Below are 13,130 nucleotides of genomic sequence, written 5' to 3'. Positions count from 1 at the left end.
AGCGGAGGGTGGGGGTCCGCCGAGGAACGAAGCGGGCACCCGCCCACAGCGCAAGCGAAGCCCAGCACAGGCGGCGACAACATCCGCACGGCCGGCCGCACTGCGTGACCGAGCCCGGCCGGACGGTCCACAGGGCTTCCCGTTCGGCGTGTGCTCCCCCAGGATGGACGCCCGTCCCGGGGGAGCCCTCTTTTCGGGGGCGAGCCCGCTGCCGCTAAGCTGCTCGGGCCCAAAGTCCCGGACGTTAAGTGACGTTTTGCACTGACGCGGGGGCTCGGGACGGACCAAGCTGAGGTAGGAGTTCGGGGGATCGACGAACCGGGAGTACGTCAGTGAGCGCTCAATCCCTTGCCCTGCTGCTTGCCGCGACCGGCGCGACAGCCGTGGGCGCAGCCGCTCTGTACACGGCTCACGGGCTGCGCAAGGAGCTGCGCGCCCTGCGTACCGAGCTCGCCGCCCGCAGCGGCACGGAAGCGGCACGGGTCCCCGCAGCGCGCACGGAGCTCGGGACCGAGACTCTGACCGAGATACGCACGGCCGTCGCCGAGGCCCTCGCCGACGAGCGTGAGCGGGAACTCGCCGAGGCCCGCGCCTTCTGGGCCGCGCAGGAGGTCCGCGACCCGTCCGACGCTCCGCCCCTCCTCGGCAGCCTCTCCGGGTTCGACAGCGCCCCCGACGAGATCGACGAGCACTTCGACGCCGCGGTGGACGCGATCTATGTCCCGCGGCAGGCCGACTTCGCCGGCCTCGAGCCCCTGCTCGGGGCCGACCCCCTCCCCCACGAGGCGCTCGACCGGGACGAAGCGGTCCTCGACGCGCCGGACACCGAACTCCCGGACGGCACGGCGGCCCCTGCCGGCGACGGACCGGACGAGTCGCCGGAGCTGGCCGCGGCCAGGCGCCGTCACCCCTCGCACCCGGACTTCAGGCCCGTCACCGCCGTCGCGGACCACGAGCGCACGGTCGCCCGGCTCACGGAGCTGGCCGAGGCCGGTACGCCGCTCGCCGACGTCCGCCCCGGGCCGCTGGGCACACTGGACGTCTACGTCTTCGCCGACGGCACCACGGTCTGCATGACTCCCGGCCAGCGGGCGACCGCCGAGCAGCTCGGGGACGCACTTCGCCGCGGTGACGCGCCGGTCCTCCTCGGGGGTTCCGGGGTCTCGGGCGCCTACACGCTGACGTTCGCCTACGGCGACTCGAACGTCTACATCATCGCGGACCGGGTCGTGGCCTCCGTCTGATCGGGCTGCACCGGCACCCGGGGCGCGACGCCCGGTTCAGCCGGTCCCCTCGCAGCGCCGGGCCGCCTCCTCGACCAGCTTCACGGCCTCCGCCACCTCGTGGGCGGAGGCCGTCCGCATGGCCTCGGCGAGATCACGGCCGGTGACGGCCACCTGGTCGGCGACCACGAACAGCCCCTCGTCCGGGACGCTCCGGGGCTCGCGGTCGGGGAACTCCAACCGCTGGGCACGCGCGGAGAGTTCTCGGGCCAGGTCCAGGCCGTGGGCTGCGGCTCCCTGCCGGAGCCGGCTCTGCGGGAGAGAGCGCAGCCGGTCGGCGAGCTGGTCCACGGCGGTCACCAAGGGCATCACGTCAGGCACCCCGCGACCCTATGCGGCTGCTCGGGCCGGTCGCCAATGCGTGCACCGGCCACCACTTCACCGGCTTCCCGGGCATCGGACCGTTCCGAAGGGTTGACGCCTCCCGTGCCGGACGCTTGGCTGGTCCCCAAGGCGCGAGCTTAAGCGCTTAAGCAGCATTCGGCCGCCCTGCCGCCACCCTCGCTCCGCAACCCGAGCCGGAGCGACGACCACGGATCGGAACGTTGGCAGAACTCCGTCCCACCATCGCCGATGTCGCCGCCCGCGCCGGCGTCTCCGCGGCGGCGGTTTCGTTCGCGCTCAACGCCAAGCCCGGCGTGGGCGAGCAGACCCGCAGGCGCATCCTCGCGGCGGCCGCGGAGCTGGGCTGGCAGCCCAGCGCCCGGGCCCGTTCGCTGTCCACCCGTCAGGCGCTGGCCCTGGGCCTGGTCGCGGCCCGGCCTCCCGAACTGCTGGGCGCAGACCCGTTCTTCCCCTCCTTCATCGCCGGGGTCGAGACGGTGCTGTGGCGGACGAAGCAGTCCCTGGTGCTGCAGGTGGTGCCGGACGCGGAGACGGAGGAGGCCGCCTACCGCCGCCTTGCCGGCGAACGCAGGGTGGACGGTGTTTTCGTTGCCGACCTGCGCCGCGACGACCCGCGCATCCCCCTGCTCGGCGAACTCGGGATCCCGGCCGTCACGCTCAACCGCCCCGGCGGGCCGTCCCCGTTCCCCGCCGTCTGCCTCGACGACCGGCCGGGCATCCGGGCCGCCGTCGAACACCTCGCCGCCCTGGGCCACACCCGCATCGCCCATGTGGGCGGGCCTGTCGGCCTGTTGCACGGCGTGAGCCGGCGCCTTGCCTGGGAGGAGGCGATGAGCGAGGCCGGCCTCGACGCCCGCGCCTGCGTCGAGGCCGACTTCAGCGCGGCCTCGGGCGCCGCCGCCACCCGGACCCTGCTCGACCTGGCGGAACGGCCGACCGCGATCGTCTACGCCAACGACCTCATGGCGGTGGCGGGCATGTCCGTGGCGAGCGAGCGCGGCCTGCGGCTGCCGTACGACCTGTCCGTCACCGGCTTCGACGACATGACCCTCGCCGCGCACGTCCACCCGGCGCTGACGACCGTGACGGCCGACGCCCTCGAGTGGGGGCGGACCGCCGCCCGGCTGCTGCTCGGCCTGGTCGCCGGCGACCGCCCGGACGACGTCGAACTGCCCCCGGGGCAGCTGGTGCTGAGGAGGTCCACCGCGCCGCCGCTCTGAGAACCGCACCACCGTCCGCATCACCGCCGTGCGAGCCACGGCGGCCGCCCCCGACCGAGCGTCACCGGAAAGCCGTTTTCCGACTGCCGATCCCCCTCGGCCCGGCCCGCACCCTCTGGAGAAAGCATGTCCCGACGACGATGGACGGCGCTCGCCGCCGCGATCGGCCTCTGCGCCGCACTGGTGCCGGCCACCCTGGCCGCCGCCGGCCCGGCCACCGGCTCCGCCACCGACTCTGCCGCAGGCACTGCCCCGCTCACCAACCTGGCCCACCTGGACCGGCTGAGCACCACCGTCACCCCGCCCGACCAGCCGGGTCACACCACCTACCGGCTGGACGAGCAGCCCGGGATCGGGGTGCTGTGGGTGTACGCCGACCACCAGGACGACGGCGGCTACCGCAACGTGGGCGGCGGCGCGTACGACCCGGCGACCGACACCTACGAGCAGGGCGCCTACGACGCCGACGACATATCCCGCGCGGCCGTCGTCAACTTGCGCCAGTGGCGGGCCACCGGTGACGAGCACGCCCGCGACCAGGCGTACGGCATGCTGCGCGGCCTCACCTACATGCAGACCGCCACGGGCCCGAACGCGGGCGAGGTCGTGCTGTGGATGCAGCCCGACGGCACCCTCAACCCGAGTGCGAAGCCCCGGGAGGAGCCCGACCCGTCGGACTCGGACGACTCCTACTGGCTGGCCCGCACCATCTGGGCGCTCGGCGAGGGCTACGCCGCGTACGAGAAGGCCGATCCCGAATTCGCCGCGTTCCTGCGGGAGCGGCTCGACCTGGCGGTGCAGGCGCTCGACCGGGACGCGTTCGACGAGTACGGCGACTACCTCGACATCGACGGGGTGCAGACCCCGGCCTGGCTCATCGCCGACGGCGCCGACGCCTCGTCCGAGGCCGTGCTCGGGCTGACCGCCTACGCGGAGGCGGCGCCCGACTCCGCGAGCCGCGACGCGGCCGTGCGCGCCGCTTCCCGGCTGGCCGAGGGCATCGCTGCGATGAGCGGCGGCACGGACACCGGGCAATGGCCGTACGGCGCCGCCATGCCCTGGGCGAAGTCCCGCTCGGTCTGGCACGGCTGGGGCGCCCAGATGCCGTCGGCGCTGGCCCGCGCCTCCGACGTGCTCGGCAAGCCGCGGCTGCTGGACGGCGCGGTGCGCGACGCGGCCGTGTTCACCCCGGACCTGCTCACCTCGTCCGGCCCCGACAACGGTCTGCTGCCCACCCCCGTGGACCGCTCCCAGATCGCCTACGGCGCAGACTCGCGCGTCCAGAACCTGCTCTCCGTCGCCGAGGCGGCGGACCGGCCCGGCCTGCGCCGTCTGGCCGGGTTCGCCGCGGGCTGGTTCTTCGGCCAGAACCGCTCCGGGACGCCCGTGTACGACCCCCGGACCGGTGTCACCTTCGACGGGGTCGATGTCGACGGCCGGATCAACCGCAACTCCGGAGCCGAGTCCACGATCCACGGGCTGCTGACGATGCAGGCCCTGGACGCGGCACCCGAGCTCAGGGAGCTCGCGCAGGGCGCCGCCTCCCACGTCGTCGAGCGCGACGGCCGGAAGCTGATCGAGGCCGAGTCCGGTGAGGTCTCCGGTGAGGCGGAGACGGTGAAGCCGGAGAGCGCCTGGACCGGGGAGTCCCAGTGGAGTGGCGGGGCGTACTCCGCGGCCGGTCCCGGCTCGTCCCTGCGCTGGAATCTCCCGGCGGCCGGCCAGCCGCGCTCGGTGCGGGTCGTGGCGGACCTCGCCCCGGGCTCCAAGGCCGTCACCCGCTTCACCCGCGAGGGCAGCGCCCTCGGAACGCTCGACCACGGGGCCGTCGGCCCGCAGGGCGACTCTCCGGCGCCGGGAGCCCTGCTGCCGACCACCCTGGACAAGCCGTTCCCGGCGCAGGCGGGCACCCTGACCGCCCGCACCACCGGCGGCACCGGCCGTATCGACGCGCTCATGCTGCAGCCCCTGGTGTCCCGCATCGTTCTCGGGCAGGACGGCACGGGTGCAGCCCTGCTGCACAGCGCCGCGGCCACCGGCCGCACCGTCGAGATCGATGTGCCCGGCGGCGGCGAGGCCGACATCCGCTGCTACGACGCCTCGGGACGGCAGCGGACGGCCCGCACCGACAGCAGCCGGAAGCTGCGGATCACGGTGCCGCCGGGAGGGTTCGCCCTGGTCACCCGCTGACCTCAGGCGTCACGGACGGCCGGTGCGCCCGGGGCACGTCGGCCGTCCGCAGCGGGGGCGGGAGCCCGCGTGAGACCGTGCGCCTCCCCGGGACTGTTGCCAACGGGCCGAGTGTCAGGCACCGTGGCGTCAAGGACCACCCGCGGGCCGCGTCAGGGCCCGTGTCGGAACCGCCCGGAGGCGCCGATGTCCCAAGTCTTCTCCGAAGAGACCCACCGGAATATGCTCTCCCGAATCCCCGAGTGCACCGGCCGTGAAATCTCCGACTGGCTGCGCATGGTCGACCAAGGACCCACCCTCATCCGCTTCGAGGAGAAGGTCAGCTGGCTGCGCGGCGAGCACAACCTCGCCTACGGGCACGCCAAGGCGATCATCCACGAGTACGACATGAGGCGGGCCGCCCGGCACTTCGCCTGAGCCGGACCCGCCCACCACATCCGAAGGGCCCGCGAGACGCGTCTCGCGGGCCCTTCGGATGTGTGGCGGACAGAGCCAGGCTACGGCTCGCCGACCGCGGTCAGTCGCCGCGCAGGATCGAGATCAGGCGCAGCAGCTCGAGGTAGATCCACACCAGGGTCATGGTGAGGCCGAAGGCGGCCATCCAGGACTCCTCGCGCGGAGCGCCGTAGGCGATGCCGTCCTCGACCATCTTGAAGTCCAGGGCGAGGAAGCAGGCGCCGAGGATGACACCGATCACACCGAAGAGGATGCCCAGGCCGCCGGAGCGGAAGCCGAGGCCGTCACCGCCGCCGAAGGCCGCGAACAGCAGGTTCACCGCGGTCAGGAGGAGGAAACCGATCGCGGCGCCCATCACGTAGCGGTAGAAGCGACGGTTCACCCGGATCAGCCGGGTCTTGTAGGCGATCAGCACACCGACGAAGACAGCCATCGTGCCGAGGACCGCCTGCATGGGGGCGCCTTCGAACTTGGCGTTGATCAGTCCGCTCAGCGCCCCGAGGAACAGGCCCTCGAACGCCGCGTAGGCGAGGATCAGCGCCGGCGACGGCTTGCGCTTGAACGACTGGACCAGGGCCAGCACCATCGCGACGAGCGCGGCGCCGATGGCGAGCCCCAGCGGGAGCTGCATGATCCACGCGACGGCCGCACCGACGACGACGGTGCCGAGGGTCATGCCGGTGCGCATGACGACGTCGTCCATCGTCATGCGGCCCGCCTGCGGCGGGCCTACCGGGGGTGCGTACGGCTCGGTGGTCTGGGCGTACGGGTTGCCGCCGGCGTAGGGGTTGCCACCCGGGGCCGCCACGGGCCCCCCGGCCTGCGGTGCGGCGTTGAAGCCCGCGTAGCCGCTGTCACGGCTGAATCCCCGTCGCGAGAAGACCGGGTTGCTGCTCCTCATCTCACTCCTCCATGGCCACCCTGTGCGACCTTCGCTCAAGAGTAATGGGTAGGCAAAGATTGCACTCTAGTGCCCTGGGATGATTTTTGAGAAACCCGGGGAGCCCCGAGGAGGTCGGAGCCGGATACCCCGGCGACGAGGGTGCGCCCGGGGGACCGAAGGTGTGCCCGGAGCCGGACTTGAACCGGCACGGCCCGTAGGCCAGTGAGGTTTAAGCTCACCGTGTCTGCATTCCACCATCCGGGCGATCCCCGCACCGAGCCCCCGGAACTGCGCGTGGGGGCCGGGGAGCAGGCATGCCTGACCGCACGCGCTGCGTACGGTCCTCCCCGGGGCGCGGTCCGAGCCTATCCGGCTTCAGGTCCCCAACTCAGGCCTCATACAGTGAGGTTGTCTGATTTTATCGATGCGTGAGGGGCCGTCAGATGACGCTTCACGGCGCTTGCCACCTCCCGTACGGACCACGCCGGCCGGCTCCCCGCCCCGGGAATGACGCAATATCGACGGAACGCCGAACTCACCCGCCCCCGCAGCGGCCCGCCGGCTCCTCCCCGGTCCCCCACGGCACGCCGGCCCGGGCAAGAAAGCGGCACGGCCGGACCCGCGAGGGGCGGAGGCCGTAAATCCTCAGCTCAGCCAGGCACGCGTGCGCAGCGGCACTCCGGAGTCCCCCGCTTCCGGGGTACGCACGGCAAGGACCTGGTTGACGCCGATCCGGTTGCGTTCGAAGGCGAGCGCCGAGGCCGCCATGTAGAGCCGCCAGACCCGGGCCCGCCCGGGGGACGTGAGCCGGACGGCCGCGTCCCAGTGCTGTTCGAGGTTGGCGACCCAGCCGCGCAGGGTGCGCCCGTAGTGCTCGCGGATCGCCTCCACGTCGCGCACCTCGAATCCGGCGTCCTCGAGCAGCCCCACCGTACGGCCCAGGGGGGCGAGCTCGCCGTCCGGGAAGACGTAGCCGTCGATGAACTCGTCGACGGTGTAGGCGTCCTCGTCGGGCTCGGGGCGTCGCGCGATCTGATGGTTGAGCAGCCGCCCGCCGGGTTTCACGAGGCGGTGCAGCGCGGCGGCGTAGTCGCGGTAGCGGTCGGTGCCGACGTGCTCGGCCATGCCGATCGAGGAGATCGCGTCGTACGGCCCGTCGGCGACCGACCGGTAGTCCTGGACGCGGATGTCCACCCGGCCGGAGAGGCCGGCCTCGGCGACCCGCTTGCGGGCCAGGGCGGCCTGCTGGGACGAGAGGGTGATGCCGACCGCCTCCACGCCGTACTCCCGGGCGGCGTGGATCACCATCGACCCCCAGCCGCAGCCGACGTCGAGCAGCCGGTCGCCGTCCCGGAGCCCGAGCTTGCGGCAGACCAGGTCGAGCTTGGCGCGCTGCGCCTCCTCGAGGGTGGTCCCGTCCTCCCAGTAGGCGCACGAGTAGACCAGGGAGGGGCCCAGGACGAGGGCGTAGAAGTCGTTGCCGACGTCGTAGTGGTGGCTGACGGAGGCCCGGTCGCGCCGGAGGGTGTGCAGGGCACCGTGCCGGTGGCGCACCTCCTCGACGGGCGGGGGCGGCGGCAGGCCGGGCCCGGCGAGGGAGACCAGTTCACGCAGTGCGCCGCGCATGCGGGGATCGCGCAGCGAGGCGATCCGGGCGACGGCGCTGCGCCCCGTGCGGGTGCCGGAGCTGCGCTCCCAGAGCAGTCCGCCGATCCGGTCCAGCACCTCGTAGAGGTCGCCGGGGATGTCGATCTCGCCGGCGACCCAGCCGCGGGCCAGCCCGAGCTCCCCGGGCCGCCAGAGCAGCCGGCGCAGGGCCTGACGGTCTCCGACGACGAGGACGGGCGCGCCGGGCGGCCCGGCTTCGCTGCCGTCCCAGGCGCGCAGGCGCACCGGCAGTGGGGCGTCGAGAAGTGTTTCGGCGATAGCTGCGAGCCGCGGCGCGGCACCGGTCATGTCCTGTACCTCCGAGACGACAGATGTGGCGATCCCGTCCGTCAAACAGGAAACGTCAACACCGGCCCCGGAACTTCCCGTTCGCCCCCGAAGGCCGTCCAATTCCACCCGCCCGCCGGGTACGGACCCCCGTTCGGGGGGCGGTTTTGGACCGCGGCCGGCCGGACATGCAGAAGGGCGCCCGCACCACGGATGGCGGGCGCCCTTCGGCGGAGCTGCTGGGGTCAGGAGGCCTTGGCCTTCTCTCCCTGCGAAGCGGTCACGGTCTCGGCCGCGGCGGCGTCGGAGACGGGGCGGGCGGCCTCGTAGAACTCCTCGCGCGGGTTCTCCATCGCGCCGAGGGAGACGACCTCGCGCTTGAGGAACATCGCCAGCGTCCAGTCGGCGAAGACCCGGATCTTGCGGTTCCAGGTCGGTACGGCCAGGCCGTGGTAGCCGCGGTGGAAGTACCAGGCGAGGCGGCCCTTGATCTTGACCTTCACCTTGCCGAACACCAGCATGGCGACGCCCTTGTGGAGGCCCAGCCCGGCCACGGCGCCCTTGTTGGCGTGCTTGTACTCCTGCTGCGGGAAGCCCCGGAGGCCGGAGATGACGTTGTCGCCGAGCACCCTGGCCTGGCGCAGGGCGTGCTGCGCGTTCGGCGGGCACCACTTGCCGTCGCCGGCGGCGAGGTCGGGGATCTGGGCGTTGTCGCCGGCGGCCCAGATGTAGTCCGTGCCCTGCACCTGGAGGGTGGGAGCGGTGTCGACGTGGCCGCGCGGGCCGAGCGGCAGGCCGAAGCGGGCCAGCGCCGGGTTGGGCTTGACGCCCGCGGTCCACACGATGGTGTTGGAGTCGACCTCGAGGCCGTTCTTCAGTACGACGTGGCCGTCGATGCAGGAATCCATGGAGGTGCTGAGGTAGACCTCGACACCGCGGTTCTGAAGGTGCTCCAGGCCCCACTTGCCGAGCTCGGGGCCGACCTCGGGAAGGATCTTGTCCGCGGCGTCGACCAGGACGAAGCGCATGTCCTCGCGCCTGACGTTGGGGTAGTACTTGGCCGCGTCGCGGGCCATGTCCTCGACCTCGCCGATGGTCTCCGCACCTGCGAAGCCGCCGCCGACGAAGACGAAGGTGAGGGCCTTGCGGCGGACGTCCTCATCGGTGGTCGAGTCGGCCTTGTCCAGCTGCTCGAGCACGTGGTTGCGCAGGCCGATGGCCTCCTCGACGCCCTTCATGCCGATGCCGTTCTCGGCGAGGCCGGGGATCGGGAAGGTACGGGAGACGGCGCCGAGCGCGACCACCAGATAGTCGAAGGGCAGTTCGTACGCCTCGCCGACCAGGGGGGCGATCGTGGCGACCTTGCGGTCCTGGTCGATGGTGGAGACGCGGCCTGTGAGGACCTCCGCCTTGGGGAGCACACGGCGCAGCGGGACCACGACGTGGCGCGGCGAGATGCTGCCGGCAGCTGCTTCGGGGAGGAAGGGCTGGTACGTCATGTACGAGCGCGGGTCGACGACTGTGACAGTCGCCTCGCCGTAGCGCATCTTCTTCAGAATGCGACGCGCCGCGTACAGGCCGACGTAACCGCCGCCTACTACGAGGATCCGTGGACGCTCCGTGGTGCTCATGGCATCGAGTATCCAGCACCCTCGGAGGGGTCGCTCGTGAGCCCCTTCACAAGCCCCTTCCCACCCTCTGCTACACTCCGCCGCCCCGTGACCGAGGTCATGCCGCAGAGCGGGAACCACGACTGCCGGATCAGCGTTGGAACCCCTCTTGAACTGGCCATGTCCGGCTACCCATGAGTAGACCACTTGCCTGCGATCCGGGCGGTGCCCGGACCCGACGGAGGCACGGATTCCGGTGCACGGCCCCACCACGACCCGCTTACACCGTCCTTACGGCCGGATCCCGCGCCCACAAGCGCACTTTTTCATGTGAAGAGTTTCACGAAGTTCGTCGCGGCGGCGGTCCGAAGAGGGCTCCCGGGCCTGCCGGAACCGGCTCGGGCACCCCGCGGCCCCCTCGCCACAAAGCAACCGTCCCGAGGTCGCCCTATCGTGAAATGCGCAGGCAGGGACATGCGTCGGTCGCCTCCAGGAGGCACAGCATGGTCGAGGACGGGAACAGCAGGGAGCTGTACGACGCGGACGACCCGGACGCCGAGCCCGACGCGTACGACGACGGCACCGGCGAACCGGTCGGCGAGCGGTCCGCGGATCCGGACGTCCTTCTCGACGTACCGCAGCTCAGCGTCGACGAGATCACCCTGGACGTCGAAGACCTCCGGGCCCGGGTGTCGTTGCGGGCCGAGGTGCTCGACCTGCTCAAGCTCAGCGTCGGAGCGGACGTGTCGCTGGGCAGCGTGCACCTTGACATCAAGGGCGTGGAGGCGCAGGCGCTGCTCAAGGTGCGACTGGACCAGGTCGTGGCCGTCGTCGGAAGGGTGCTGACGACGATCGACCGCAACCCGCAGATCCTGGAGCAGATCACCTCGGGACTCGGCGCGGGCGCCGAGGATCTGGCGAGCGACGCGGGTCGAGCCGTCGGCGAGCTCGGCAGAGGTGCCGGGGAAGCCGTCGAGGACGTCGGGCGCGGAGCCGGAGAAGCCGTGGAGGACGTCGGCGAGCACGCCGGAGAAGCCGTAGAAGGCGTCGGGCGCGGAGCCGGAGAAGCCGTGGCCGAGGAGGTCGGCGGCCGAGCCGGGAAGGCGGCGGAAGGGGCCGGGGGGGCGGTCGACGGCGCCGCGCGGACCGCAGAGGCCGCCGGCGGGCTCGGCGGGAAGACCCGCGGCAAGTCCGCCCGGGCGGCGAAGAAGTCGGCGGGCAGGGCCGGTTCCGCCGGGCGGACCCGGGAGCGCATGGCGAGGGGCAGGGACGACGACACCGCGCCTCGCCGCCCGAGGCGCAGGCGGGAGGGCGGCGAGTCCGACGGGCATCCGCCTTGAAGGTCCGCGGGAGGCGAAGCCGGCGGCCCGGTCATCGACGCCTCGTCCACCGTGCGGGCCGACCACCTGCGCTCCCGCCCGGCGGCCCCGTCGGACAGCCGACCCGGCCACCGGCCCGCCGCTACCGGAGGAGCGGACCGTCGGGACGTGGTGATCACGCGCAGGCTGGCGCGCGACATCGACCGCACCGTTGACGAGGACGAGCGGTGACGGCAGCCGGCAAGGGCTCCAGGCTGTGCCGTCGAGGCTCGCGCACAAAAGTCACTCGGCGGGCGCGCAACTCCAGGCGATGCCGTCGAGAATGTCGTGCTCGCTGACCACGACCTCCGGCACCCCCGTCCGCTCCATGATCGCCAGCAGCACCAGCGCACCGGCCGCGATGACGTCCACCCGCCCCGGGTGCATCACGGGGATGGCCGCACGCTCGTCATGTGTGGACGACAGCAGCCTGCCGGTGATCTCCCGGACGTCGGCCACGGAGACCCGCGCATGGTGGATCGCAGCGGAGTCGTAGGCCTCCAGCCCCAGCGCGATACCCGCCACGGTCGTGACCGAACCGGCCAGCCCGACGAGCGTCCGCGCACCGCCCTCACTGCCCGGGCGCAGCGGAACGGTCTTCTCCACCTCGTCCAGGGCGGCCTCGATGTCCGCCTTCACAGCGGTGACCGCACCGGGCGCCGGCCGGTCGGAGACCTGGCCGGAGACGGTCAGATGACGTTCCGTCAGCCGGACGCATCCGATGTCGACGGACCGCGCCGCGCGCACCTGGTCGTCGCCAAGGACGAACTCGGTCGAGCCGCCCCCGATGTCGACGACCAGGTACGGCTTCTCCGGGTGGGACGGCGGCTTCGCACCGGCGTCCGGTCCGCCCAGCTCCTGGGTCGCCCCGGCGAAGGAGAACGCCGCCTCCTGGTCGCCGGTGATCACTTCGGGCTCGACCCCGAGGATGCCGGTCACCCCGCGCACGAAGTCGTCCCGGTTCGAGGCGTCGCGCGAGGCCGAGGTGGCCACGAAGCGCACCGCGCCCGCCCCGAGCTCCCGGATCACCTCGGCGTACTCGCGGCAGGCGGCGAAGGTGCGCTCGAGCGCCTCGGGCGCGAGCCGGCCGGTCCGGTCCACGCCCTGGCCCAGCCGGACGATCTTCATCCTCCGGTCGAGCTCCACGAGCTCACCCGTCTCCCGGTCCACGTCCGCGACGAGCAGCCGGATCGAGTTGGTACCGCAGTCGACGGCGGCGACCCGGGTCATCGGTCGCCCTCCGTGGAGGGGCAGCCGACGCACGGGCCCTTGCGCCACCACTCGGGGAGCATGGCGATCGCCTCGTCGCCCAGCGGGTTGACCCCGGGGCCGGCGGCCAGTGCGTGGCCGACGAGGACGTGCAGGCACTTCACCCGGTCCGGCATGCCGCCGGCGCTGGGGAACCCCTCCAGCACCTCGATCGCGTCCCGGCGCCGGATGTAGTCCTCGTGGGCGGCCCGGTAGGCGGCGGCCAGCTCCGGGTCCTCCGCGAGGCGGGCCGTCATCTCCTTCATGACCCCGTTCGCCTCCAGTGTGCCGATGGCAGAGGCGGCCCGCGGACAGGTCAGGTAATAGAGAGTGGGGAACGGGGTGCCGTCCTCGAGCCGCGGCGCGGTCTCGACCACGTCCGGCTGTCCGCAGGGACAGCGGTGCGCAATGGTGCGCAGGCCACGCGGCACGCGGCTCAGCTGGTCACCGATGGCCCGGATGTCGGCTTCCGTCGGCGGGGTGGGATCGGTCTTGGGAGGGGGCGTGTCCATGCCTGCGTGGGTCTCTTCGTCGGTGGTCGGTTCGGATGCGGCCCCGGCGGGGCCGTCCCATCATCTCCCGGCGGCCGCAGGAGCGAGGTG

The 13,130-nt window shown here is 72.6% G+C and carries 11 protein-coding genes and 1 tRNA gene; 5 read left to right on the top strand and 7 right to left on the bottom strand.

Translation table 11 applies throughout. From position 1 onward, the window contains the following. The first annotated feature begins 332 nt into the window (after window positions 1-332). Window positions 333-1,244, top strand: a complete 912-nt coding sequence (locus M1E25_RS17815; protein ID WP_251416675.1) for a hypothetical protein — start codon at window positions 333-335, stop codon at window positions 1,242-1,244. A gap of 36 nt (window positions 1,245-1,280) precedes the next feature. Here the strand turns inward: M1E25_RS17815 and M1E25_RS17810 are convergent, their stop codons facing one another. After that, window positions 1,281-1,592 carry a hypothetical protein gene (locus M1E25_RS17810; protein ID WP_285830904.1) on the bottom strand — a complete coding sequence of 104 codons (312 nt, stop codon included), beginning with the start codon at window positions 1,590-1,592 and terminating at the stop codon, window positions 1,281-1,283. A gap of 236 nt (window positions 1,593-1,828) precedes the next feature. Here M1E25_RS17810 and M1E25_RS17805 point away from each other — a divergent pair, with 236 nt between their 5' ends. From M1E25_RS17805 to M1E25_RS17795, 3 genes are all read left to right on the top strand, one after another. Further along, entirely contained in the window at window positions 1,829-2,848 is a 1,020-nt protein-coding gene (locus tag M1E25_RS17805; RefSeq protein WP_251416671.1) for a LacI family DNA-binding transcriptional regulator, read from the top strand. Window positions 2,849-2,974: 126 nt separating this feature from the next. Beyond that, window positions 2,975-5,038, top strand: coding sequence for a glycoside hydrolase family protein (locus M1E25_RS17800; RefSeq protein WP_251416669.1), 2,064 nt, complete (start codon window positions 2,975-2,977; stop codon window positions 5,036-5,038). A 186-nt stretch (window positions 5,039-5,224) separates the two neighbouring features. Further along, the gene (locus tag M1E25_RS17795; protein WP_251416667.1) at window positions 5,225-5,455 is read left to right on the top strand and encodes a DUF4287 domain-containing protein; all 231 of its coding nucleotides are present in this window, start codon (window positions 5,225-5,227) and stop codon (window positions 5,453-5,455) included. A 100-nt stretch (window positions 5,456-5,555) separates the two neighbouring features. On the opposite strand, the gene M1E25_RS17790 is transcribed toward M1E25_RS17795, so the two are convergent. The 4 genes from M1E25_RS17790 to M1E25_RS17775 form a co-directional block, all read right to left on the bottom strand. Continuing rightward, a complete protein-coding gene (locus tag M1E25_RS17790) occupies window positions 5,556-6,395 on the bottom strand; it encodes a Bax inhibitor-1/YccA family protein (protein ID WP_251416665.1) in 840 nt (279 codons plus the stop codon). 164 nt (window positions 6,396-6,559) lie between these two features. Continuing rightward, window positions 6,560-6,641: transfer RNA gene (locus tag M1E25_RS17785), tRNA-Leu, on the bottom strand. A 381-nt stretch (window positions 6,642-7,022) separates the two neighbouring features. Further along, complete coding sequence (locus M1E25_RS17780; protein WP_251416664.1) at window positions 7,023-8,333, bottom strand: class I SAM-dependent methyltransferase; 1,311 nt, start codon at window positions 8,331-8,333, stop codon at window positions 7,023-7,025. A 224-nt stretch (window positions 8,334-8,557) separates the two neighbouring features. Further along, window positions 8,558-9,943, bottom strand: coding sequence for an NAD(P)/FAD-dependent oxidoreductase (locus M1E25_RS17775; protein WP_251416661.1), 1,386 nt, complete (start codon window positions 9,941-9,943; stop codon window positions 8,558-8,560). 482 nt (window positions 9,944-10,425) lie between these two features. Between M1E25_RS17775 and M1E25_RS17770 the strand changes: the two genes are divergently transcribed. After that, window positions 10,426-11,262: a hypothetical protein gene (locus M1E25_RS17770; RefSeq protein WP_251416659.1), complete on the top strand. Its 837-nt coding sequence runs from the start codon at window positions 10,426-10,428 to the stop codon at window positions 11,260-11,262. Between the two features lie 261 nt (window positions 11,263-11,523). Here M1E25_RS17770 and M1E25_RS17765 read toward each other — a convergent pair whose 3' ends face one another. Together M1E25_RS17765 and M1E25_RS17760 are read right to left on the bottom strand one after the other, a co-directional pair. Next, window positions 11,524-12,510 carry a Ppx/GppA phosphatase family protein gene (locus M1E25_RS17765; protein ID WP_251416657.1) on the bottom strand — a complete coding sequence of 329 codons (987 nt, stop codon included), beginning with the start codon at window positions 12,508-12,510 and terminating at the stop codon, window positions 11,524-11,526. After that, complete coding sequence (locus M1E25_RS17760) at window positions 12,507-13,040, bottom strand: DUF501 domain-containing protein (protein ID WP_251416655.1); 534 nt, start codon at window positions 13,038-13,040, stop codon at window positions 12,507-12,509. The genes M1E25_RS17765 and M1E25_RS17760 overlap by 4 nt, the downstream gene beginning before the upstream one ends. Window positions 13,041-13,130 lie beyond the last annotated feature (90 nt).

It is taken from the genome of Streptomyces meridianus (genome assembly GCF_023703325.1).
GTDB classification, from domain to species: domain Bacteria; phylum Actinomycetota; class Actinomycetes; order Streptomycetales; family Streptomycetaceae; genus Streptomyces; species Streptomyces meridianus.
Note: the sequence above shows the minus strand (reverse complement) of the source record. Positions and strands in the feature narration are given on the sequence as shown.

Excerpts from the sequence above, each read along its gene's own strand:
- M1E25_RS17765 (WP_251416657.1), bottom strand. The coding sequence starts at position 12,510 with ATGACCCGGGTCGCCGCCGTCGACTGCGGTACCAACTCGATCCGGCTG.
- M1E25_RS17800 (WP_251416669.1), top strand. The coding sequence starts at position 2,975 with ATGTCCCGACGACGATGGACGGCGCTCGCCGCCGCGATCGGCCTCTGC.
- M1E25_RS17780 (WP_251416664.1), bottom strand. The coding sequence starts at position 8,333 with ATGACCGGTGCCGCGCCGCGGCTCGCAGCTATCGCCGAAACACTTCTC.
- M1E25_RS17760 (WP_251416655.1), bottom strand. The coding sequence starts at position 13,040 with ATGGACACGCCCCCTCCCAAGACCGATCCCACCCCGCCGACGGAAGCC.
- M1E25_RS17790 (WP_251416665.1), bottom strand. The coding sequence starts at position 6,395 with ATGAGGAGCAGCAACCCGGTCTTCTCGCGACGGGGATTCAGCCGTGAC.
- M1E25_RS17775 (WP_251416661.1), bottom strand. The coding sequence starts at position 9,943 with ATGAGCACCACGGAGCGTCCACGGATCCTCGTAGTAGGCGGCGGTTAC.
- M1E25_RS17795 (WP_251416667.1), top strand. The coding sequence starts at position 5,225 with ATGTCCCAAGTCTTCTCCGAAGAGACCCACCGGAATATGCTCTCCCGA.
- M1E25_RS17810 (WP_285830904.1), bottom strand. The coding sequence starts at position 1,592 with ATGCCCTTGGTGACCGCCGTGGACCAGCTCGCCGACCGGCTGCGCTCT.
- M1E25_RS17770 (WP_251416659.1), top strand. The coding sequence starts at position 10,426 with ATGGTCGAGGACGGGAACAGCAGGGAGCTGTACGACGCGGACGACCCG.